This is a genomic window from Cryptosporangium minutisporangium (assembly GCF_039536245.1).
Classification (GTDB): domain Bacteria; phylum Actinomycetota; class Actinomycetes; order Mycobacteriales; family Cryptosporangiaceae; genus Cryptosporangium; species Cryptosporangium minutisporangium.
On sequence record NZ_BAAAYN010000006.1, the window covers coordinates 24646 to 46301 of the forward strand.

Consider the following 21656-nt stretch of genomic DNA (forward strand, 5'->3'; position numbering starts at 1 on the left):
CGCGTCAGCGGCGGCCGATCCGTCGGCCTGTGCACCGAACGGGGTCTCGCCGCCGGCATGCACTGCGGGGCGCCGGTCACCGTCGACGAGCGTCACCAGTTCGTGGGCGAGGGCGGCCCGGGCGATCGGGGAGCCGAACGCCGGAGCTCAGGTGAGTTCCTTCGGGTCTTCCTCCGACGGCTCGTCCCGTAGGTACATGTACCAGTAGGCCGATGCCACGAAGACCACCGCCCCGACCAGGTTGCCGAGGAACGCGAACAGCCAGTTCCGCAGGGTGTCGTCCCACCCGAGGTCGGGTACGCCGGCGAAGATTCCGGCGGGCAGGAAGAACATGTTCGCCACGACGTGGTCGAAGCCCATCGCGACGAACGCCATGATCGGGAAGAACACTCCGAGAATCTTGCTGCCCACCGAGTCGGCCGCGAGCGAGAGCCAGACCGCCAAGCACACCAGCCAGTTGCACCCGACGGCGCGGAGGAAGATCTGCCACGCGCTCTCGTGCAGCCCTTTCGCCTCCGCGATACCGGCAAGGCGCTCGTAAGTGAGGGCACCGGGCGAGCCGGCGTCGCTGCCGATGCTGCCGATGACACCGGTCTGGATGGCGAGGAAGAACGCGACGAACAGTGCACCCGCGAGGTTGCCGATGAGGACGAGCGTCAGGTTGCGGACCACCTCACCCATCGTCAGCCGGTCCTGCATCGCGCCGAGCGGCACCAGGAGCATGTTGCCGGTGAGCAGGTGCGATCCGGCGATCAGGACGAGAACCAGGCCCAGCGTGAACGCGGCCCCGGTGAAGAGCGTCGGTAAGGTGCCCCAGATCTCGGGGTTCATTCCGGACGACACGGTGATCGCGACGAGTCCGCCGAACGAGATGTAGGCGCCCGCCAGGAACCCGCCGATCAGCACCTTGTCCCAGCGCTGATGCGCCTTCTTGATGCCGGTGGCGACGGCGGCGTGCGCGACGTCCGCGGGTTCTTTCGTGGTCATGCGGCACCCCCGGTCTCGTTCCGGTCGTACGTCCTACCCGAGGGACGGGCTTGTATGCGTCCCGGCGGACGGTCCGAGGCCGGGCTCCCTCGTGGGATCGCCGGGCGAACGAGCGGTCAAACCGCGGAGATCTCCCCGGAGCCCCGGCGGATCAGCTGGGTGCGGATCTCGTGGACCGCGGGTTCCCAGGACTCGCCGTCGAGGCGCCGGAAGATCAACGAAGCCGCGAGCCGGCCCATCGCGGACGGATCCTGAGCAACGACCGTCACCCCCGGCTCCAGGAGATCGGCGAGCGGGAAGTCGTCGAAGCCGACCAGCGCGACCGCGTGCTGGCGGTGCCGGGCCCGCAGCGCGCGGATCGCGCCGATCGTGACCAGGTTCTGTGCGGTGAACAGCGCGGTCGGCGGGGAGTCCAGTTCCAGTAGCCGGTGGACGGCCTGCTCGGCCGCCTCCTCGGTGTGCATGTCCTGGACGATGTGCTCCGGACACGGACGGATGCCCTCGCTCGCGAGAGCTTCCTGGTACCCCAGGAGACGGTCCTGGGCGGTGGCGATCGACGAGAGGTCGCCGAGGTAGGCGATCGCGCGATGGCCGTGCGCGATCAGGTGCCCGACGGCCTGCCGGGCGCCGGCGCGGTTGTCGATCAGGACGGTGTCCGCCTGGATCCCGACCGGCGGGCGGTCGACGAAAACGACGGGTGTGCCGCCGAGGATCTCGGTGGTCAGGTAACTCTGGTTGCTGCTCGCCGGAGCGACGACCAGCCCGTCCACCTGACGTCCGGCGAAGGCACTGATGAGCGCGCGTTCGCGCGCCGGGTCCTCGTCGACGCTGCCGGCCAGGATCAACACGCCGCGCTCGCGGGCGACCTCTTCCATCGCCCGGTGCAGGGCGGAGGAGAACGGGTTGGCGACGTTCTCCAGCACCGCGCCGATCGTCGCCGTGCGGCCGTTGGCGCGGCGGAGGCTGCTCGCGGTGAAGTTCGGGCGGTAGCCGAGCTTCTCGATGGCCGCCGTGACCGCGGCGACCTTCGCGTCGGTGACGCCGGGTTCCCGATTGACCACCCGGGAGACCGTCTTCGGGCTGACCGCCGCCAACCTCGCCACGTCCCGCAGCGTCGCCCGGCCACCGGTCGGATGTGGACGGGCGGCGGTCGGGGACGGGTCGGGCTCCACGTCAGCCTCCTGGCGTGTGCGGTCTACGGCCGTGAACCGGGAGCGCGCTCGGGCGCCCGGCCGACCTGCATCGTCTCGCAACCGAGTGAGGTCCGGCTGAGCATGGCCGCGCCCGACATCGTTGTCAAGGCGAGCGTGGAGTCATCGGCTTCGTTTTTAACCTGTTCAGAAACGGTCCTTGACTCCAACGATTCAGAGGGTCAACACTCCCCGACAACGTTGTCAGACGCTGGCCACGGCGACGGGGCTGTCGTATGTGAAGGAGCAGGCAATGAACCAGCGCACCACTCGACGGGCTTTGGGAGTTTTTACCGCGGTCGCCCTGGGCCTGGCCGCAGCAGGCTGCGGCGGCGATAGCGGCGGCGATGGTGATTCGGTCGGCGTCTCGCTGATCACGAAGAACTCGACCAACCCGTTCTTCGTCACGATGCAGGACGGCGCCGAGCAGGCGGCGAAGGCGGAAGGAGTCGAGCTCACGCTCGCCGCCGGCAAGGAGGACGGCGATGAGCAGACCCAGGTGCAGGCGATCGAGGACGCGATCGCGCGTGGTGACAAGGGCATCCTGATCACGCCCAACGGACCTGGCGTCAACTCCGCGATCAAGAAGGCGCGGGACGCAGGGCTCTACGTCATCGCGCTGGACACCCCGCCGGACCCGGCGAACACGGTCGACATCACGTTCGCCACCGACAACTTCCGCGCCGGTGAGCTGATCGGGAAGTGGACAGGCGCCCAGCTCGGCGGCAAGCCGGCGACGATCGCGATGCTCGACCTGTTCAACGACAAGATCGTCTCGGTCGACTACAACCGCGATCAGGGCTTCCTGACCGGCATGGGCATTCCGACCAACGACAGCAAGAAGAACGGCGACGAGGCGAAGTCCGGCCGGTACTCCGGCGGGACCTACAAGATCGCGTGCAACGAGCCGACGCAGGGCGCGGAGGACGGTGGCCGCACCGCGATGGAGCGGTGCCTGGCCAAGGACCCCGCGATCAACGTCGTCTACACGATCAACGAGCCCGCCGCCGTCGGCGCGCAGAAGGCCTTACAGGCCGCGGGTGTCAAGGACGTCCTGGTCGTCTCCATCGATGGCGGCTGCGACGGCGTCCAGCAGGTCAAGGACGGCGTGATCAGCGCGACGTCGCAGCAGTACCCGGTCAAGATGGCCGAGCTCGGGGTGAAGGCGATCAAGGAGATCGCCACCGGCGGCGACAAGCCGGCGGTCACCGGCGGTAAGGACTTCTTCGACACCGGCGTCGCGCTGGTCACCGACAAGCCGGCCGACGGCGTCGAGAGCATCGACAGCACCCAGGGCGCGCAGAAGTGCTGGGGCAAGTCGTGACGTCGACGATCCAGGCCCCGAACACGGCCGCCGAGCAGTTCGCGCTGCGCAGGCAGTCCCCGCTCCAACGCGTCCAGCACCTGCTGCACGCGCACCCCGCCATCAGCCCGCTGATCGTCCTGATCATCGCGTTCGCGACGTTCTCGGCGCTCAACCCGCGCTTCGCCCAGCCGGCGTCGCTCTCCCTGCTGCTGCAGCAGGTGGCGGTGATCGGCGCGCTCGCGGTCGGCCAGACGCTGATCATCCTCACCGCGGGCATCGACCTGTCCGTCGGCGCCGTGACGATCCTGGCCATGATGGTCGCCGCCAAGCTGGCCGAGGGCAGCGGAATCCCGGGTGTCCTGGCCGTGCTGGTCGCCATCGCGCTCGGCGTCGTGGCCGGACTGGTCAACGGCGCGCTGGTGACCCGGATCGCGCTACCGCCGTTCATCGTGACGCTGGGCACGCTGAGCGTCTTCACGGCCATCGGTCTGCTGTACACCAGCGGGCAGAGTGTCCAGTCCGACGAGCTCCCGGCCCTGCTCAACTGGACCGGGGAGTCCTTCGGCGTCGGCCGGTGGCGGATCACCTGGGGCGTGGTCCTCGTCGTCCTGCTCTACCTCGGCGTCGGGTTCGCGCTGGCGAACACCGCGTGGGGCCGCCACGTCTACGCGGTCGGCGACGACAAGGAGGCCGCCCGTCTGGCCGGCATCCGGGTCGACCGGGTGCTGCTCAGCGTCTACATCGTCGCCGGGGCGATCTACGGCCTGACCGCCTGGATCCTGATCGGTCGGGCCGGCGCGGCCAGCCCGAACGCGATCACCGACGCGAACCTGGAGAGCATCACGGCCGTGGTGATCGGCGGCACCAGCCTGTTCGGCGGCCGCGGCGCGTTGCTGGGCACCCTGCTCGGCGCGCTCATCGTCGGTGCCTTCCGCAGCGGGCTGTCCCTGGCGGGCGTCGACGACCAGTACCGCGTGCTCGCCGTCGGACTGCTGGTGATCGTGGCCGTCGCGGTGGACCAGTGGATCCGGAAGGTGAAGGGATGACCGCGCAGCCGTCGGCGCCCGGCGCCGCCACCGACCAGCGACAGGCCGTGCTCTCCGCGCGAGGACTGGTGAAGACGTTCGGGCGCGTCGTCGGCCTGGACGGCGTCGACCTGGATCTGTACCCCGGCGAAGTGCTGGCGATCATCGGGGACAACGGCGCCGGGAAGTCGACGCTGATCAAGTGCCTGACCGGCGCACTCGTCCCGGACGCAGGCGAACTGCGCATCGACGGTCAGCCGGTGCAGTTCCGGCGGCCCCAGGACGCCCGCGCGGCCGGCATCGAGACCGTGTACCAGACGCTCGCCGTCGCGCCCGCCCTCGACATCGCGAGCAACCTCTTCCTGGGGCGGGAGCGTCGGCGGCCCGGCGTTCTCGGCAGCGTGTTCCGCATGCTCGACAAGAAGGGCATGCGCGACGCCGCCGGCACGGCCCTGAGCGATCTCGGCATCGGCACGCTCCAGAACATGGCGCAGCCCGTCGAGACCCTCTCCGGCGGCCAGCGCCAGGCGGTCTCGGTGGCCCGCGCCGCCGCGTTCGGCAGCAAGGTGATCGTGCTGGACGAGCCGACCGCCGCCCTCGGGGTCAAGGAGTCCAACCAGGTGCTGCGGATGATCCAGGAGGTGCGTGCGCGCGGGCTTCCGACGATCCTGATCAGCCACAACATGCCGCACGTCTTCGAGGTCGCGGATCGCATCCACATCCAGCGGCTGGGCCGGTGCGCGGGGGTGATCACCCCGTCCTCGCACACGATGTCCGAAGCCGTGGCGATCATGACCGGTGCGGTCACGCTCGACGAGTCACCCGGCAGTCCGTCGGCGTAACACCGCAGCGGCAGGGGCCGCCCGCCCCTGCCGCTGCGGTTGAGCTGTGGGTCTCGCTTGAGCCGGCCGGGAAGCCGCCGATAAGGCCGGGTGAGCCGAGCGAGGGAGCTTCCCGATGCACGCAGGTCACGCGCCGCTGCCGGTATCGGCGCCCGCCGACGTCACGATCAGGGCGGTGATCGACGGTCGGCTGGTCCAACCGGTGTTCCAGCCGATCGTCGACCTGGCCACCCGGAGGGTCGTCGGGATGGAAGCGCTCGCACGCGGGCCCGCCGGAACGACCCTGGAGATGCCCGACCGGCTCTTCGCGGCGGCCCGCGCGGCGGGCGTCGTCGGAGAGCTGGACCTGCTCTGCTCCGAGCGGGCGCTGGAGTGTGCGCTCGCGGCGCCGGTCACGCCTCCGCTGGTGTTCGTCAACGCCGAGCCGGGAGTTATGGACCAGCCGCTGTCGCCGCGGCTGCTGGAGTTGCTGCTCGATGGACTGCCGTTCCGCGAAGTATTGGAGTTCACCGAGCGTGCGCTGCCTGCCGTCCCGGGCAGCCTGCTGCACATCGCCGGCCTGGTGCAGCAGTGGGGTCACAGCCTCGCGCTCGACGACGTCGGCGTCGACCCGATGTCGTTGGCCTTTCTCCCGGTGCTGGAACCCGAGGTGATCAAGCTCGACATGAGCCTGGTCCGCAACCCGCACAGCGAACACACCCGCTCGGTCTGCGCGGTGGTGCAGTCGGAGGCGCGGCGGACCGGAGCGGTGGTGATCGCCGAGGGCATCGAGACGGACGACGACCTGGTCGCCGCCCGGGAACTCGGCGCGCACTGGGGACAGGGCTGGCTGTTCGGCCGCCCCGGGACGATCGAACAGCACAGCTCCCGCTTCGATCCGCTGGCGGCGAGTGTCCTGCGCGCCCCGCGGCCGGGTTTCTACGAGTCCGCTGGTGGCCCGTTCGAGATCGCTGCGGAGCACGGCACGGTTGCGGCGGCCACGGCGGATGCCGTCACGGCCGCCCTCAGCCGGCTGCGCGCCCTCGTCGCCGACGACACGACCATCGTCGTCCTGGCCTCCGCCCCGGACGACCAGATCCCCGCCGTCAGCACCCTGCTGCCGGAACTGGCCGATCGCGCCCGGTCGGCGATTTTGCTCGACGACACGCTCGACGGCGAGTTCGCCCTCGTGGTCATCGGCGCAGGCTACGGATACGCGCTCGGGGTGCGCTCCACGACGACGATTCCCGAGCTGGTGACCGTGGAGGACATCGCCACGGTCGCGGCGACGGCCCGGGCGCTGCTCAACCGGCTGTCCTGAGATCTCGGCCCGGTCCGGACCCCTAAGGGCTGGTGGTCGGGGATCTTCACGGATGCGCTGAGCCGACGCGGCGTAGGAGGCTGCTGATCGGCGCGGCAATGTCTGCGTCCGGCTGCGAGCCTGCGGGGGAGCACCGTTGCGCGAAGACAAGGGGCATCCGAGACGTGGGAACCGACGCCTGGGAGACCGAAACCGGGGAGACCGCACCGTACATCGCACTGCTGCTGTTCGCGTCGTCCTCCGACTCGGCCGACTACCGACCGCTCTACAGCGAGGACATCGTCCTCCTGCATGCCCGCTCGGTCGCGCACGCGACGCAGAAGGCACGGCAGCTCGGCGAGGATCGCAAGACGGCGTTCCGCAACGACCGGGGCGAGCTGATCACCTGGAGCTTCCTGCGTCTCGCGGATGTGGCCCCGGCGCTCTACGGCCGGCTGGACGAGGACGTCGAGCTCTACAGCCGCCACTTCGCGGACCTGGAGGCGTACGAGCGGTTCGACGGGAGCGCAACGGAGACGCGCTCCTAACCTGGGGTCAGCCGCAGTGGTGAAGGTGATGCCGCTCCGCGTGAGCGCCGCGAGCCGGATAGTCCGGCGGGCCGGGACGAACGGCTCTGGGCAGGGGCGTGGCCGACCGGGACGCTGGACCTGACAGCCAGCGCAGCCGGAGGGCACCTCGATGACGTCGCCGGATCGCACGATCCTACCGGTGGAGACACCGCCAGCACCCCGGCCGGTGCTGCGGTGCCGCGACCTCCGTAAGGCCTTCGACGGCACCACCGCCGTCGACGGTCTGTCGTTCGAGATCGCACCCGGGGAGACCTACGGTCTGCTCGGCCCGAACGGCGCCGGGAAGACCACCACGATCCTCGTCGTCGCCGGTGTGCTCGCGGCCGATCGCGGTGACGTCGAGGTCGTCGGAGAGCCGATGACCGTCAGATCGGTCCGGGCCAAGCGGGCGATCGGGTACGTGCCCCAGGAGACGGCCCTCTACCCCGAGCTGTCCGGCCGCGAGAACCTCCGCTTCTTCGCCGGGATGTACGGGCTCGGCCGTGCCGCCGGACGCGCCCGGGTGGAGGAGGTGCTCGCCACGGTGGGCCTCGCCGACCGGGCCGGCTCGGCGGTGAAGACTTACTCCGGCGGCATGCAGCGCCGCCTCAACATCGCGGTCGGCTTGCTGCACCGTCCGGAGTTGCTCATCCTCGACGAGCCGACCGTCGGCGTCGACCCGCAGAGCCGCAACGCGATCCTGGAGAGCATCGAGCAGCTCAGCGCCGCCGGGATGGCCGTGCTCTACACGACGCACTACATGGAGGAGGCGCAGCGGCTGTGTGACCGGGTCGGCATCATCGACCGCGGGCGCCTCGTCGCCGAAGGCACCACCCGTGAGCTGACCGGGCTCGTCGGTGAGTCCGACCACGTCCGGCTCACCGCCGCCGGTGACCTCGCCGCCGCGGCGGCGGCACTGCGGGAGCTGCCCTCGACGCGCAGCGCGACCGTCGGACCGGACGGCATCGACGTACTGGACGCCGACGCTCGGACCGCATTACCGGCTCTGCTGGCCACTGCGACCGGGGCGGGTGCGGTGGTGCGCTCGGTCACGGTGGAGGAGCCGGACCTGGAGGCTGTCTTCCTGCACCTCACCGGCGGTCGGCTGAGGGACTGACGATGAAACCCGTGCTCCTCCTCGTCGGCAAGGATCTGCGCGAGCGGCTCCGCGACCGGTCGCTGTTGCTGTTCGCGATCGTCGTGCCGCTGGTCCTCGCGTTCGTCTACAACCTCGTGCTCGGGAAAGCCTCCGATCCGGACCCGTTCCACTATGCGGTGGTGGACCTGGACGGCGGCCCGGTGGCGGCTGCGTTCGTCGACCAGGTCCTCGGCGGGCTCGCCGAGAACGACGTCGTCCGGATCCGGCGGGTCGCCAGCGCCGATGCGGCGCGGGCCCTCGCCCGCGACGGGGACGTGGATGCCGCGTTCGTCCTGCCCGCCGGGTTCAGTAGCGGAGTGGGCAGCCCCACGCCGGTCGGTATCGACGTGGTGGGGAACGTCGACGCGCCCACCGGCACACAGGTGGCGGCCGCGATCGCAGCCGCGTACGCCGCGGAGCTGAACGCCGCCCGGGTGGCGGTGGCCGCCGCCGGAACCTCGGATCCGGAAGCGGTCGCCCGCGCGGTGTCCGCCCGTCCGGCGCCGCTGAGCGTCGCCGGGGCACCGGCGACGATGAAGGTCCTCGACTCCACGACGTACATGGCCGCGGCGATGGCGATCCTGTTCCTTTTCTTCAGCGTCCAGGCCGGTGTGTCCACACTCATCGACGAGCGGACGGCCGGCACCCTGCCCCGCCTGCTCGCGCTGCCGATCCCGCGCTGGTCGATCCTGGCCTCGAAGGCGCTGACCAGCGTCGTCATCGGAGTCGCGGGGACGGCGGTACTGGTGCTCGCCACCTCGGTCCTGATGGGTGCGGACTGGGGAAACCCGTTCGGTGTCGCCCTTCTGGTGGTCGCGGGGGTGCTCGCCGCGACCGGCATCACGGCCGCGGTGGTGGCGACCGCGCGGACCGCGGAGCAGGCCGGGAGCCGACAGGCCGTCGTCGCGATCCTGCTCGGCATGCTCGGCGGGGTGTTCTTCCCGGTCAGCCAGCTCGGCGGGACGGTCACCGCCCTGAGCCTGTTGACCCCGCACGCCTGGTTCCTGCGTGGCCTGGGCGACCTCGCCGGGGAGGGCGGCGCGCTGGCGGCGCTGCCGGCCGCGGCGGTGCTGACGGCGTTCGGGCTGGTGACCGGCGGCGTCGCGCTGGTCGGGCTGCGTCGGGAGGTCCGGACGTGAAGATTCTGCTGATCGCGGGGACGAATCTCCGACGGATGTTCCGTGACCGGTCGACGATCTTCTTCACCGGCGTCTTCCCGCTCCTGCTGATCCTCGTCCTCGGCCTCGCCTACGGCGGCGACAGCGAGCCGCGGATCGGCGTCACCGCCGCCGGGAGCGGTCCGCTCGCCGGTGCGCTGGAGCAGCGTCTGCGGGCTGCCGACGGCTTCGACGTCCGGGCGGTCGACACGCGGGCCGCGCTGGTGCGCGCCGTCGAGCGTGGACAGCTCGAGGCCGGGTTGATCGTGCCGGACGGCTACGACCGGGACGTCGCCGCGGGACGAACGTCGCGCGTGCAGGTGATCGTGCCGGCGGGGCTGGCCGGCCAGCAGACCGAGGCGGCGCTCCGCGCACTGGTGGCGGCGGAGTCCGACCGCCTGCGAGCGGCGCTGGTGGTCGCCGAGGAGCGCGGCGTGACGTCCACCGAGGCGCTCGCCCGGGTCGACGCCGCCGACCGGGCGGTGTCCGGCGTCCCGGTGCGGACACGAACCGAAGGGGATGCCGAGTTCGGTACGCAGACCGGTCGCTTCGACGTGGGCGCGAGTTCCCAGCTGGTGCTCTTCGTGTTCCTGACCTCGATGAACAGCGCGGCTGCGCTGATCGAGACCCGGCGACTGGGTGTCTCGCGCCGCATGCTCACCACCGCCACCTCGCCCGGCACGGTGGTCGCGGGGGAAGCACTCGGCCGATTCCTGATCGCGGCGACTCAGGGCGCGATCATCATGGGCGGCTCCGCGGTGCTGTTCGGCGTGGGCTGGGGTGATCCGGCTGCCTCGGTCCTGTTGATGCTGACGTTCGCGCTCGTCTCCGCCGCGGCCGGGATGCTGGTCGGGACCGTGGCGCGCACCGTGCAGCAGGCCACCGCGATCGGGCTGCTCGCCGGCTTGGGGCTCGCGGCGCTCGGTGGGGCGATGATGCCGCTGGAGTTCTTCTCGCCGGTCATGCGGACGGTCGCTCACGCCACACCGCACGGCTGGGCGGTGGAGGGATTCGGGACGTTGCTGCGCCACGACGGCGCGCTGACCGACATCCTCCCGCAGCTGGGCGTCCTGGTCGGTGGCGCCGCGGTACTGTTCGCCGTCGCTGCCTGGCGGTTCCGCGTCGTACTGACCCGGTGACTCGAGCTTTGCGTTCCGAGATCGGTGATTCGCCGAGAAGCCAACGTGGTCTGGACGCCGGCGACGTTGACTTCTCGGCAACCGCCCGCAGCGCCTCCGGTCGGAATGCGATACGTACACGCCGCTCAGGAAGGAATTGAGCGGACATACTCGGTCGGACGGTAAAGACTGACGCGGTGCTGATGACGCTCTCCACGACCTTCGAACCGGCGACCGACCTCGGGTACCTCCTGCACAAGCATCCCGACAAGGCGCACCGGTTCGATCTCGCGACCGGCGTGGCACACGTCGTGTGGCCGGAGGCGGCGCCGGAGCGCAGCACCGTCGCGCTACTACTCGAGGTGGACCCGGTCGCGCTGGTTCGGGGCAAGGGCGCGCCGCAGGAGGGCTTCTCGCTGGGGCAGTACGTCAACGACCGCCCGTACGTGGCGTCGTCGATGCTGGCGGTCGCTCTCGGCAAGGTGTTCCGCACGGCGCTGGCCGGGCGGTGTGACGCGCGTCCGGAGCTGGTCGAGCGCCCGCTGCCGTTGGAGGTCCGGTTGCCGGTGCTGCCCGCTGTCGGGGGCGTCGAGCTGGTGCGGCGCCTGTTCGGTCCGCTGGGCTGGCGGGTGGAGGCGACCCCGATTCCGCTGGACCCGGAGGTACCGGCCTGGGGCGACTCCCGGTACGTCATGCTCGGGCTCGCCGCCGAACTCCGGCTGGCCGACGCGCTGAGCCAGCTCTACGTCCTGCTGCCGGTGCTGGACGACGCGAAGCACTACTGGGTCGGCCCGGACGAGGTCGAGAAGCTCCTGAGGTCGGGGGAGCGCTGGCTCTCCGGGCACCCGGACCGGGAGCTGATCACCCGCCGGTATCTGCGGCATCACCGGTCGCTGGTGCTCTCGGCGGTGGGCCGCCTGGCCGAGATCGACGACACCGAGCCCGAAGCGCTCGACAACGCGGTCGCGCAGGCAGGCGCCGACGCGCCGGCTCGGGTGGTGCCGCTGGCGCGGCGCCGCATCGAGGCGGTACTGGCGGCGCTGACCGAGGAGGGCGCGGCGAGCGTCGTCGATGTGGGCTGCGGTGAGGGTGCGTTGCTGCGGGCGCTGGTGGCCGAGCCGCGGTTCACCCGCGTGCTCGGCGTGGACGTCTCCGCCAGAGCGCTGGAGCTGGCCGCGACGCGGCTCCAGCTGGACCGGATGGCCGACCGGGTCCGGGAGCGGATCGAGCTGGCCCAGTCGTCGCTGACCTACCGCGACGACCGGATGTCCGGGTTCGACGCGGCGGTGCTGATGGAGGTCATCGAGCATCTCGACCCCTCCCGGCTGCCTGCGCTCGGCCGCACGCTATTCGGCGCCGCCCGCCCGCGGTCGGTCCTGGTGACCACCCCGAACGCCGACTACAACGTGCGGTACCCGAGCCTGCCCGCGGGTCGGTTCCGGCATCCGGACCATCGGTTCGAGTGGACCCGGGCGCAGTTCCGCGAGTGGGCCGGGTCGGTGGCCTCCGAGTACGGCTACCAGGTGCGGTACCTGCCGATCGGCGACGAGGATCCCGAGCTCGGCCCGCCGACCCAACTGGCGGTCTTCCGGCGGGAGGTGGAGCGATGACCGAGCTCCGCATTCCTGCGCTGTCGCTGGTCTGCCTGGTCGGGGTCAGCGGCTCGGGCAAGTCCACGTTCGCCCGCACGCACTTCGGGCGGTTCGAGGTGCTCTCCAGCGACTTCTGCCGCGGGCTGGTCGCCGACGACGAGAACGACCAGAGTGCGACGTCGGCCGCGTTCGACGTGCTGCACCACATCGCCGGTGTGCGGCTGGCCGGCGGGCGGCTGACGGTCGTCGACGCGACGAACGTGCAGTCGCAGTCCCGGGCGTCGCTCGTCGCGCTGGCCCGGGCTCACGACGTGCTGCCGGTCGCGATCGTGCTGGACGTGCCCGAGCGGGTGTCTCTGGAGCGCAACGCCGCCCGCACGGACCGCGACTTCGGCGCCGCGGTGATCCGACGGCAGCGCGAGCAGCTGCGCCGGTCGCTGCGTTCGCTGCGCAAGGAGGGCTTCCGCACGGTCCATGTGCTCGAGGGAGAGGACGAGATCGCGGACGCGGTGATCGTCCGGGAGAAGCTGCTCAACGACTTCCGGGACGATCACGGGCCTTTCGACGTGATCGGCGACGTGCACGGCTGCCGGTCGGAGCTCGAGACGCTGCTCACGCGCCTGGGTTACGTCCTCGTCCGCGACGAACAGGGGCGGCCGGTCGACGCGAGCCACCCGGAGGGCCGGACGGCAGTGTTCGTCGGTGACCTCGTCGACCGCGGACCGGATTCACCCGGCGTGCTTCGGCTGGTGATGGGCATGGTGGGCGCTGGACACGCCCGGTGCGTGCCGGGCAACCACGAGAACAAGCTCGTCAAGGCGCTGCGTGGACGCGACGTGCAGCGCACGCACGGGCTGGCGGAGACCCTCGCGCAGCTGGACGAGCAGCCGCCGGATTTCCGCGCGGCCGTCGAGGCGTTCTGCTACGGGTTGGTCTCGCACCTGGTGCTCGACGACGGCAACCTGATCGTCGCGCACGCGGGACTCAAGGAGGCCTACCACGGCCGGGCGTCCGGCCGGGTGCGCAGCTTCGCGCTCTACGGCGACACCACCGGCGAGACCGACGAGTACGGGCTGCCGGTCCGCTATCCGTGGGCCGAGGAGTACCGGGGCCGGGCGACGGTGCTCTACGGCCACACCCCGGTTCCCGAGCCCCGGTGGATCAACAACACGCTGTGTCTGGACACCGGGTGCGTCTTCGGCGGGAACCTCACCGCGCTGCGGTATCCGGAGAAGGAACTGGTCAGCGTGCCCGCCGAGCAGGAGTGGTACGCGCCGGTCCGGCCGCTGACCGCGCCTGGCCGTCGCCCCGACGAGCTGGCCCTCACCGACGTCACCGGTCGCCGCGGCGTCGAGACTCGGTTGTCCGGGCGGGTGACGGTCCGGGAGGAGAACGCGGCCGGGGCGCTGGAGGTGATGAGCCGCTTCGCGCTGGATCCGCGCTGGCTGGTCTACCTGCCGCCGACGATGGCACCGTGCGCGACCGCGCCCGCAGGCGACCTGTTGGAGCATCCGAGTACCGCGTTCGACGCCTACCGCAGCGCCGGCGTGACCCGGGTGATCTGCGAAGAGAAGCACATGGGTTCGCGGGCGGTGGCACTGCTGTGCCAGGACGCGGAGGTCGCGCGGACCCGGTTCGAGGCACCGGACGGCGCCACCGGCGCGGTGTGGACGCGGACCGGCCGGGCGTTCTTCCCGGCCCCGCTCACCGAGGCGCTGCTGCAGCGCCTGCGGTCGGCGGCCGCGGCCGCCGACTTGTGGGACGACGCGGACTGGCTGCTGTTCGACGCGGAGCTCCTGCCCTGGTCGGCCAAGGCCGAAGACCTGCTGCGGCACCAGTACGCCGCCGTCGGCGCGGCCGGCCGGACCGCAACCGCGGCGGCGGTGGACGTGCTGTCCGCAGCGGCCGCGCGCGGCGTCGACGTCGCCGACGTGCTGGCCCGCACCACGGCCCGGGCGCGTAACGCAGCGGCCTTCACCGCCGCCTACCGCCGTTACGTCTGGCCGACGAACGGTCTGGACGGTGTGCAGATCGCGCCGTTCCAGCTGCTGGCCTCGGGCCCGGCCGACGGCGAGGGGCGCACCTGGGCCGACCACGACCACAGCTGGCATCTGGAGGTCGCCGACCGGCTCGCCAACGCGGACCCGGCGCTGGTCCGGCGTACCCAGCGGCTGGTGGTCGACGTGAACGACACCGCTTCGGTGGAGGCGGGGATCCGGTGGTGGGAGGAGCTGACGGGCGCCGGCGGCGAGGGAATGGTGGTCAAGCCGCTGGACAACGGGGCGTCCGGCCGCCGCGTGCAGCCGGGCATCAAGGTGCGGGGACGGGAGTACCTGCGGATCATCTACGGCCCCGACTACACCGAGCCGTCCAACCTGGAGCGGCTGCGGCAGCGAGGTCTCGGCCGCAAGCAGTCCCTAGCGCTGCGGGAGTACGCCCTGGGGACCGAGGCTCTCGAGCGAGTCGTCCGTGGTGAACCGCTGTGGCGTGTTCACGAGGCGGTGTTCGCGGTGCTCGCGCTGGAGTCCGAGCCGACGGATCCTCGCCTCTGAGCCGTGGTGGGCTTACGCCGTGGCGGCGTCTCCACACATCTGCCGCTGCATCTCGCAGGTAGCGCGGAACACCTCGACGAGGTCGGTGTCCTCACCCGCCGTGCTGCGGGACGCCCATTCGTCGAGGGCCGCGTTCAGAGCGACGCTGAGCGTCTGCACCAGGATCCGGGCGCGCAGCGCCGCCTCGGAACCACCCGCGGCGGCGACCTCCTGCTGACGGAGGCGGCACTGCTCGGCGTCGACCACCAACGACGCCTGGCGCAGGTTGTCGTCCTTCGTGCAGAGGCAGCGGAACCGCATCATCCGGCGCAGGGGAGCGCTGTCGCCCGCGCTGAAGGCGGCCAAGGCTTCCGCGGTGGCGTGGACGAGATCGCCGAAGGCGACGGCCCCGGACGGGATGTGGCCACTGACCGCGTCGTGGAAGGAGTGTTTGACGCCGAGGACGGCCTCCTCCTTCGTAGGGAAGTACCGGAAGAACGTGCGGGGGGACACCCCGGCGGCGGCAGCGATGTCGTCCACGGTCGTGTGCTCGGAGCCGCGCTGCTCGAACAGCTCGAAGGCGGCGGCCTCGATCTCCGCCGCGGTTTCGAGACGGCGGCGCAGGCGCAGACCCGTGATGTCAGTCACGGCCTACATGCTAGCGCGTGTCAATATGGCAGTGGCTGTCACTAAACTGGCTCGCAGTCCCACTGCACCGAGGAGCGTTCTGTGGCTATCGCAGCCGATACGACCCCGACCGAGGCCGTCGCCGCGTCCGGGATCGACGACCGGCCGTTGAGCCGAGAGGACCGCACGCTCATCGGCCTGCTGCTCATCTCCACTTTCGTGGTGATCTTCAACGAGACCGTCATGTCGCTGGCCCTGCCGCGCCTGATGAGCGATCTGAACGTCTCCGCGGCGACCGCGCAGTGGCTGACCACCGGATTCCTGCTGACGATGGCCGTGGTGATCCCCGCGACCGGCTTCATCATGGAGCGTTTCAGCGTGCGGCAGGTCTTCGTCGCGGCGATGAGCCTGTTCAGTACCGGCACCCTGATCGCCGCCGTGGCGCCGGGGTTCCCGGTGCTGCTCGTCGGCCGGGTCGTCCAGGCCACGGGCACCGGCATGATGCTGCCGCTGCTCATCACCACCGCGATGAGCCTCGTCGCGCCGGGCGCTCGCGGTCGCCTCATGGGCATGATCTCGATCGTCATCTCGGTGGCCCCGGCGATCGGCCCCACCGTCTCCGGGCTGGTGCTGTCCCGGCTGAGCTGGCGCTGGCTGTTCTTCATCGTCCTGCCGATCGCCGTCCTCAGCCTGGCGCTGGGGGTGTGGAAGGTCCGCAACGTCACGACGCCGCGCCACGCGCACCTCGACGTGCTGTCATTGGTGCTGTCGGCGGCCGGGTTCGGCGGCCTGATCTACGGGCTGTCCAGCCTCGGGGAGAGTTCCGGCCACGCGTCGGTCGCGCCCTGGATCCCGGTGACGATCGGTCTCACCGCGCTCGGGCTGTTCGGGTGGCGCCAGTACACGCTGCAGAGCGGGCGCGGTCCGCTGCTGGACCTGCGCGTCTTCGGCCGGCGTGACTTCACGATCTCAGCGCTCGCCACGATGGCCGGCTTCATCTCGCTGTTCGGTGGCTTCATCCTGCTACCGATCTACCTGCAGACCGTCCGCGACATCAGCACGCTCGTCGCCGGCCTGCTGGTTCTGCCCGGCGGCATCGCGATGGGCGCCCTCTCCCCGATGGTCGGGCGCCTCTACGACCGGTTCGGCCCCCGGCCGGTGGTCATCCCCGGCACGATCGTGCTCAGCGCCGGCCTCTGGCTCCTGGCCACCGTCGGCCCGCAGACGTCCATCGCTCTCGTGGTGGTCCTGCACGTCATGCTGATGTCCGGTCTCGCCCTGATCGTCACCCCGCTCATGACCTCCGCCCTCGGCAGCCTGCCCACCGATCTCTACGGCCACGGCAGCGCGGTCCTCAGCACCCTGCAGCAGCTCGCCGCCGCGGCCGGTACGGCGCTGTTCGTCACGGTCCTGTCGCGGACCGCCGCGTCCGAGATCGCTGGCGGCGCGGACGAGGCAGCCGCCACCGTCGACGGAGTGCAAGCCGCCTTCGTCGCCGGCGGCGTCATCTCGCTGGTGGCGGTGGTGGCGGCGTTGTTCGTCCGGCGTACCGCGCTGCTCCCCGGAGACGCCGCCCCGGTGCACTGAGCCCGGCCGCAGGTTCCGCCCCCTCAGCGCCGGTTCGGCAGGGAGAACCGGGAGACGAACTCCCACAGCACTTGGTTGGCGTCGATGTCCTTCGACGCGTTCCCGAGCGGCACCAAGGGATACGGCTCACCGCCCGGCCACGTGTGCCCACCGCCGACGATCTGGTAGAGCACGACCGGGGCGCTCGCCGGACAGTTCCGGTACTCGTGCCGGATCACGGTCGTGCCGTCCCGGGGGTCGACGTCGGGCAGCGCCGTGTCGGTGGTCGTGGCGTCGCAGCCGTTGTTCGTCGCCCAGAACGTCGCGGCGGGAGCGGTGGTGCCGTAGCCGACGAGCGGATCGGCGTCCCCGTGGAACATCACGACCGGAACCGGACGGCCGGGCGCGCAGGACGCAGGGTCGTTCAGCTGCCCGGCGACCGGCGCGTACGCGGCGAAAACGTCCGACAGCTTGCACGCGGTCAGGCTCGCGAAGAAGCCGCCGTTGCTCATCCCGGACGAGTAGATCCGGGCCGGGTCGGCGCCGAAGCGACCGGTGACGACAGCGGCCAGCGCGCGGATGTAACCGGGGTCGTCGACGTCCGGGAACGGAGTGCCGGCCTGGACGCCCTGCCAGCCGATGCCGAAGTGCTCCGGCGTGACCAGCAGGTAGCCGTTGGAGTCAGCGGCGGGCTCGAGTTCGGCGTACTGGTGGGCGATCGCCGGCGTCTCGAGCAGGCCGGGGAAGTGGAAGAGCGCAGGCAGACCCACCGCCCCGCCGCGACCGGCCGGGACCCTGACGATCGCGGAGCGATTCTGGCCGGCGTGGGCGAAGCGGACCGCGTGGTTGCCCGGGTCCAGCACCCGGTCGACGACGGTGACCGTCACGGTCCGGCGGGACGACGTGCTGCCGCGTCGGACGGTAGCCGAGCCGGACCACCGCACCGTCGTGTCCGAGACACGGGTGACCCCGCCGTTGACCGTGGCCTCGATCCGGACCCCGGCGTTCGGGTCGTCGACCGTCACCGTTCCCCGGAAGCCGAGGAGTTCCTTGGTGATCGCGAGGGTGGTCTCCGCACCGCCGGGCAACACCGCGCGACCGTTCACGCTCTGGGTCCCGAACGTCACGATGTCGTCGAGGACGGCGATTCCCCCGCTCGTCACCGCACCGGAGACGCGGTAGGCGGGCGAGCCCGCGGCCTCCACGGTGATCGAGTCGGCCAGGGTCTCCGCCGGAGCGGCCGTGGCCGGACCGGCCGTGACGGGGACGGCGGCGATCGCGATCGTGAGGCCGCAGAGGGCGGCGAGTAATCGAGGCGGGGTCCGCTGTGACAGGGCCATGATCCGGCCTCCGGGAGGGCGACGTCAGTGTCGGCGCCCAGTGTGATGGGGGCATACCTTTGGCGTCTACTGTCATGGTCTGATCGCTTTGTAAGTAATACTCCGAGCTGCAGCAAATCTCGTTTTTGTCGGCCCTGTGCGTCGGCTGGTCAGGTCAGTGGGGATTGAAGTCCACGTAATGGGCTATCTCCGGGCGGTTCATCCACCCGTCCGACGAGGGAGCTCGATGGCCGACGACGACGCCCGCAAGGTCTCCGACCTGATCAAGAGCAGCGGCCGCACCGCGATGCTGACGACGACCGCGCCGGACGGCACGCTCACGAGCCGGCCGATGGCGCTGCAGGAGGTCGAGTTCGACGGTGACCTCTGGTTCTTCGCCGAACGCGCGTCCCGGAAGGTGACGCACCTCGCCGCTCACCCGCAGGTCAACGTCACGGTCGGCAGCGGGGCCACGTGGGTGTCGCTGACCGGGCAGGCGACGGTCGTCGACGACGCGGCGAAGAAGAAGGAGCTGTGGAACGCCGCGGTCGAGGCCTGGTTCCCGGACGGCCCCGACGACCCGGGAGTCGTGCTGATCAAGATCGCCGGCGAGTCGGCCGAGTACTGGGACACCCCGGGCGGGCGGGTCGCGAGCCTGTTGAGTTTCGCCAAGGCGAAGGCGACCGGCAAGCCGTGCGACGGCGGCGAGAACGAGACCGTCCGCCTCTGAAGTGGGGTCCGTGCCGCCTGATCACCCGCCGCCCACGGTTCTGCAGGCTCTGACCATCCGCGGGCTGGGTTCAGGGCGGAGGAATCAGCATCGCGGTGTCGCCGACACAGGCGGTGCCGGTGCGGACGACGGTGGCTTGCAGTCCGAACGTGACGCCGTGATGTCGGCCGATCGTCTTGAGTAGTCGTGGATCGTCGCCGAGACCGGCGTGCGGCTGGGCATTCCCGACCATCACGCACCGGGGCATCGCCGGTCCTAGGCACAGCTCCACGTCGTCGCCGATCACGAGGTGGCAGCCGGCCCAGTCGTCCTCGGGGAAGCCGACTCCCTCGACGTCGAGTTCGAGGTTCGCCCGGAAACGTGCCGGGTCCACCGGTTCCCCGCGGAGCTGTGCCAGGCGGCGGACGGCGGCGGTGGTGATCAGATGGACTGCGGACTCATCGTGGTGGCGGATCGACGTCTGCGGACGTAGCACCAGGTCGCGGCCGGCCACCGCACTGAGTCGGGCGCTGGCGGCGGGGGCATCGGCGCGGAGTTCGTCGCCGTCCGGGAACAGGATCCGCGGAACGGCGTCGTCGCCGGTGGTGGGCTCGGGCAGGCGGGCGCGGAGGGCGAACAGTCGCTCCACCCGGCGGAATCGGCGTGTGGTCTTCCCGCTGGCGATCCCGCCGTCGGCGGTGTAAGCCGCCCACCAGCGGTCACCCGCGACACCCCGTTCGGTGACCGGAGCCTGCCGCAGCCGCTCACCGGCCAGGGACTTCACCGGGTAACGAGCGATCGCGGTGACCCGCCCGACCGATCGGGGTGGTCCCGGCGCAGCTGCGGATCCAGGCACGTCGGCATGGTGCCATCCGACGTCAAAATGCCGGCCGTCGGGAGGCAATGGCAGCATGGTCTCCGGGGACGCCGCGACCGGCCGCATCGCGGCGAGAAATTTCTTCGGGACCGTGTCGATCCGCGGGCCGCTCGTTCGACGTGGGGGTGCGAGGGCCGAGAGGCGGCCCCGCCGGATGAGGAGAACCTGATGTCGCAGTACATGCTGATCATGCGGGGCACCGACGAGTCGAACGCGGCGATGATGGCCGACGTCGAGGAGTTGATGGCCGCGACCCGTCAGTTCATCGAGGACACGGCGAAGGCCGGCGTGTACGTCGCGGCCGAAGGCCTGGACGATGCGCGCGAGGGCGTCGTGGTGCACTTCGGCGACGAGGCCCCGGTGGTCACGGACGGGCCGTACGGAGAGACCAAGGAGCTGTTCGGAGGCTTCTTCCTGCTCGACGTCGCCTCGAAGCAGGAGGCGGTCGAGTGGGCCAAGCGGGTCCCGGCGGTTCCCGGGTCCAAGATCGAGATCCGGCGCGTGCCGGGGGAGGACGAGGTCCCGCAGGACGGCGCGAAGTTCGTAGAGGACGGGGCCTTGAGCGAAAGCAGCGGCAAGCACTGATGGGTCCGGCCGACGTCGAGGCCGTCTGGCGGATCGAGTCAGCGCGGATCGTCGCCGCGCTGACCCGGTTCACCGGGGATTTCGGGCTGGCCGAAGACGCGGCCCAGGAGGCGGTGGCCGAGGCGCTGGTGTCGTGGCCGCTCGCCGCCCCGGCCAATCCGGCCGGCTGGCTGATGGCCACGGCCCGGCGGCGGGCGATCGACGCGATCCGCCGCCGGACCGCCCTGCACGACCGGTACGCCCTGCTGGCGGCCGGCCCGGCGGTCGACGACGAGATCGACCCCGACCGGATCGACGACGACATCCTGGCGCTGATGTTCGTCAGCTGCCATCCGGTGCTCTCCCGCGAGGCCCAGGTGGCGCTGACCCTGCGCGTGGTCGGCGGCCTGTCCAGCGAGGAGATCGCCCGCGCGTTCCTCGTGCCGGTGCCCACCGTGCAGGCCCGCATCACCCGGGGCAAGAAGACGATCGCGGCGGCCGGGGTGCCGTTCGAGCTGCCGGCCGCGGACGAGCGTCGGGAGCGGCTGAGCGGCGTGCTCAGCGTCCTCTACGTGATCTTCACCGAGGGGTCGACGGCCACGTCGGGTGACCGGCTGCTGCGCCCCGACCTCGCGTACGAGGCGATCCGGCTGGTCCGCACGCTGGCCGCGCTGCAACCGAACGAGCCGGAGGTGCACGGTCTGCTGGCGTTGTGCGAGCTGACGGCCGCGCGTTTCCCGACGAGGACCGGCCCGGACGGTTCGCCGGTTCTGCTGGAGGACCAGGACCGGCGGCGGTGGGACTACTCGGCGATTCGGCGTGGGCTGACCGCGCTGGTCAAGGCGTCGCCTCGCGGCCTCGGCCCCTACGGTCTGCAGGCTGCGATCGCCGCCGCCCACGCGTCGGCGCCCTCGGTCGAGGAGACCGACTGGGACCGGATCGTGCTGCTCTACGAGGCGCTCGGCCGGGTCGCGCCCTCGCCGGTGGTCGAGCTCAATCGGGCCGTCGCCGTGGCGATGGCCTCGGGTCCGGCGTCGGCCCTGGCCATTGTGGACGAGCTGATCGCCTCCGACCGGCTGCCCGGTTCGCATCTGGTTCCGACCGTGCGCGGGGAGCTGCTGGGTCGCCTCGGCCGGCACCGGGAGGCGCGGGCTGAGCTGGAGCTGGCGGCCCGGCTCTGCGCCAACCAGCGCGAACGGTCCGTGCTGCTGCGCAAGGCGGCCGCGCTGGACTGAGGGGCGTCGGCCAGCGCAGATCCGG

At 71.2% G+C, this 21656-nt stretch carries 19 protein-coding genes; 14 read left to right on the top strand and 5 right to left on the bottom strand.

Features of this window, described 5'->3' with window-relative positions:
• Nucleotides 1–147: 147 nt before the first annotated feature.
• Both ABEB28_RS04870 and ABEB28_RS04875 read right to left on the bottom strand, forming a co-directional pair.
• Nucleotides 148–987, bottom strand: coding sequence for a formate/nitrite transporter family protein (locus ABEB28_RS04870; protein WP_345726747.1), 840 nt, complete (start codon nucleotides 985–987; stop codon nucleotides 148–150).
• A gap of 116 nt (nucleotides 988–1103) precedes the next feature.
• Nucleotides 1104–2159 (bottom strand): LacI family DNA-binding transcriptional regulator, encoded by a 1056-nt coding sequence (locus tag ABEB28_RS04875; RefSeq protein ID WP_345726748.1) that lies wholly within the window; start codon nucleotides 2157–2159, stop codon nucleotides 1104–1106.
• Between the two features lie 271 nt (nucleotides 2160–2430).
• Here ABEB28_RS04875 and ABEB28_RS04880 point away from each other — a divergent pair, with 271 nt between their 5' ends.
• The 10 genes from ABEB28_RS04880 to ABEB28_RS04925 all read left to right on the top strand — a co-directional run bounded on the left by ABEB28_RS04880 (nucleotide 2431) and on the right by ABEB28_RS04925 (nucleotide 14755).
• Nucleotides 2431–3501: a substrate-binding domain-containing protein gene (locus ABEB28_RS04880; RefSeq protein ID WP_345726749.1), complete on the top strand. Its 1071-nt coding sequence runs from the start codon at nucleotides 2431–2433 to the stop codon at nucleotides 3499–3501.
• Nucleotides 3498–4529 (top strand): ABC transporter permease, encoded by a 1032-nt coding sequence (locus tag ABEB28_RS04885; RefSeq protein WP_345726750.1) that lies wholly within the window; start codon nucleotides 3498–3500, stop codon nucleotides 4527–4529. The genes ABEB28_RS04880 and ABEB28_RS04885 overlap by 4 nt, the downstream gene beginning before the upstream one ends.
• Entirely contained in the window at nucleotides 4526–5350 is an 825-nt protein-coding gene (locus ABEB28_RS04890; protein ID WP_345726751.1) for an ATP-binding cassette domain-containing protein, read from the top strand. Before ABEB28_RS04885 ends, ABEB28_RS04890 begins: the two co-directional genes overlap by 4 nt.
• A 115-nt stretch (nucleotides 5351–5465) precedes the next feature.
• Nucleotides 5466–6650, top strand: coding sequence for an EAL domain-containing protein (locus ABEB28_RS04895; RefSeq protein ID WP_345726752.1), 1185 nt, complete (start codon nucleotides 5466–5468; stop codon nucleotides 6648–6650).
• Nucleotides 6651–6814: 164 nt separating this feature from the next.
• Complete coding sequence (locus ABEB28_RS04900; protein WP_345726753.1) at nucleotides 6815–7177, top strand: DUF4288 domain-containing protein; 363 nt, start codon at nucleotides 6815–6817, stop codon at nucleotides 7175–7177.
• A gap of 151 nt (nucleotides 7178–7328) precedes the next feature.
• Nucleotides 7329–8315 carry an ABC transporter ATP-binding protein gene (locus tag ABEB28_RS04905; RefSeq protein WP_376981213.1) on the top strand — a complete coding sequence of 329 codons (987 nt, stop codon included), beginning with the start codon at nucleotides 7329–7331 and terminating at the stop codon, nucleotides 8313–8315.
• 2 nt (nucleotides 8316–8317) lie between these two features.
• A complete protein-coding gene (locus ABEB28_RS04910; protein WP_345726755.1) occupies nucleotides 8318–9475 on the top strand; it encodes an ABC transporter permease in 1158 nt (385 codons plus the stop codon).
• Nucleotides 9472–10632, top strand: a complete 1161-nt coding sequence (locus tag ABEB28_RS04915; RefSeq protein WP_345726756.1) for an ABC transporter permease — start codon at nucleotides 9472–9474, stop codon at nucleotides 10630–10632. Before ABEB28_RS04910 ends, ABEB28_RS04915 begins: the two co-directional genes overlap by 4 nt.
• A gap of 182 nt (nucleotides 10633–10814) precedes the next feature.
• A complete protein-coding gene (locus tag ABEB28_RS04920; RefSeq protein WP_345726757.1) occupies nucleotides 10815–12221 on the top strand; it encodes a 3' terminal RNA ribose 2'-O-methyltransferase Hen1 in 1407 nt (468 codons plus the stop codon).
• Complete coding sequence (locus ABEB28_RS04925) at nucleotides 12218–14755, top strand: polynucleotide kinase-phosphatase (RefSeq protein WP_345726758.1); 2538 nt, start codon at nucleotides 12218–12220, stop codon at nucleotides 14753–14755. Before ABEB28_RS04920 ends, ABEB28_RS04925 begins: the two co-directional genes overlap by 4 nt.
• A 12-nt stretch (nucleotides 14756–14767) precedes the next feature.
• Here the strand turns inward: ABEB28_RS04925 and ABEB28_RS04930 are convergent, their stop codons facing one another.
• A complete protein-coding gene (locus tag ABEB28_RS04930) occupies nucleotides 14768–15382 on the bottom strand; it encodes a TetR family transcriptional regulator (RefSeq protein WP_345726759.1) in 615 nt (204 codons plus the stop codon).
• Between the two features lie 81 nt (nucleotides 15383–15463).
• Here ABEB28_RS04930 and ABEB28_RS04935 point away from each other — a divergent pair, with 81 nt between their 5' ends.
• Nucleotides 15464–16948 (top strand): MDR family MFS transporter, encoded by a 1485-nt coding sequence (locus ABEB28_RS04935; protein ID WP_345726760.1) that lies wholly within the window; start codon nucleotides 15464–15466, stop codon nucleotides 16946–16948.
• A gap of 23 nt (nucleotides 16949–16971) precedes the next feature.
• Here ABEB28_RS04935 and ABEB28_RS04940 read toward each other — a convergent pair whose 3' ends face one another.
• Nucleotides 16972–18267 (bottom strand): CE1 family esterase, encoded by a 1296-nt coding sequence (locus ABEB28_RS04940; RefSeq protein WP_345726761.1) that lies wholly within the window; start codon nucleotides 18265–18267, stop codon nucleotides 16972–16974.
• 226 nt (nucleotides 18268–18493) lie between these two features.
• Between ABEB28_RS04940 and ABEB28_RS04945 the strand changes: the two genes are divergently transcribed.
• On the top strand, nucleotides 18494–18976 hold the full coding sequence (locus ABEB28_RS04945) for a pyridoxamine 5'-phosphate oxidase family protein (protein WP_345726762.1): 483 nt from the start codon (nucleotides 18494–18496) through the stop codon (nucleotides 18974–18976).
• Nucleotides 18977–19046: 70 nt separating this feature from the next.
• On the opposite strand, the gene ABEB28_RS04950 is transcribed toward ABEB28_RS04945, so the two are convergent.
• Nucleotides 19047–19811 (bottom strand): MOSC domain-containing protein, encoded by a 765-nt coding sequence (locus tag ABEB28_RS04950; RefSeq protein ID WP_345726763.1) that lies wholly within the window; start codon nucleotides 19809–19811, stop codon nucleotides 19047–19049.
• A 189-nt stretch (nucleotides 19812–20000) separates the two neighbouring features.
• Between ABEB28_RS04950 and ABEB28_RS04955 the strand changes: the two genes are divergently transcribed.
• On the top strand, nucleotides 20001–20417 hold the full coding sequence (locus tag ABEB28_RS04955; RefSeq protein WP_345726764.1) for a YciI family protein: 417 nt from the start codon (nucleotides 20001–20003) through the stop codon (nucleotides 20415–20417).
• Nucleotides 20417–21631: an RNA polymerase sigma factor gene (locus tag ABEB28_RS04960; protein WP_345726765.1), complete on the top strand. Its 1215-nt coding sequence runs from the start codon at nucleotides 20417–20419 to the stop codon at nucleotides 21629–21631. Before ABEB28_RS04955 ends, ABEB28_RS04960 begins: the two co-directional genes overlap by 1 nt.
• Nucleotides 21632–21656 lie beyond the last annotated feature (25 nt).

Bases quoted from the DNA above. Each gene is read 5' to 3' on its own strand.
- ABEB28_RS04870 (WP_345726747.1), bottom strand. From the start codon at position 987: ATGACCACGAAAGAACCCGCGGACGTCGCGCACGCCGCCGTCGCCACC.
- ABEB28_RS04880 (WP_345726749.1), top strand. From the start codon at position 2,431: ATGAACCAGCGCACCACTCGACGGGCTTTGGGAGTTTTTACCGCGGTC.
- ABEB28_RS04890 (WP_345726751.1), top strand. From the start codon at position 4,526: ATGACCGCGCAGCCGTCGGCGCCCGGCGCCGCCACCGACCAGCGACAG.
- ABEB28_RS04895 (WP_345726752.1), top strand. From the start codon at position 5,466: ATGCACGCAGGTCACGCGCCGCTGCCGGTATCGGCGCCCGCCGACGTC.
- ABEB28_RS04905 (WP_376981213.1), top strand. From the start codon at position 7,329: ATGACGTCGCCGGATCGCACGATCCTACCGGTGGAGACACCGCCAGCA.
- ABEB28_RS04910 (WP_345726755.1), top strand. From the start codon at position 8,318: ATGAAACCCGTGCTCCTCCTCGTCGGCAAGGATCTGCGCGAGCGGCTC.
- ABEB28_RS04920 (WP_345726757.1), top strand. From the start codon at position 10,815: ATGACGCTCTCCACGACCTTCGAACCGGCGACCGACCTCGGGTACCTC.
- ABEB28_RS04925 (WP_345726758.1), top strand. From the start codon at position 12,218: ATGACCGAGCTCCGCATTCCTGCGCTGTCGCTGGTCTGCCTGGTCGGG.
- ABEB28_RS04940 (WP_345726761.1), bottom strand. From the start codon at position 18,267: ATGGCCCTGTCACAGCGGACCCCGCCTCGATTACTCGCCGCCCTCTGC.
- ABEB28_RS04945 (WP_345726762.1), top strand. From the start codon at position 18,494: ATGGCCGACGACGACGCCCGCAAGGTCTCCGACCTGATCAAGAGCAGC.
- ABEB28_RS04955 (WP_345726764.1), top strand. From the start codon at position 20,001: ATGTCGCAGTACATGCTGATCATGCGGGGCACCGACGAGTCGAACGCG.
- ABEB28_RS04960 (WP_345726765.1), top strand. From the start codon at position 20,417: ATGGGTCCGGCCGACGTCGAGGCCGTCTGGCGGATCGAGTCAGCGCGG.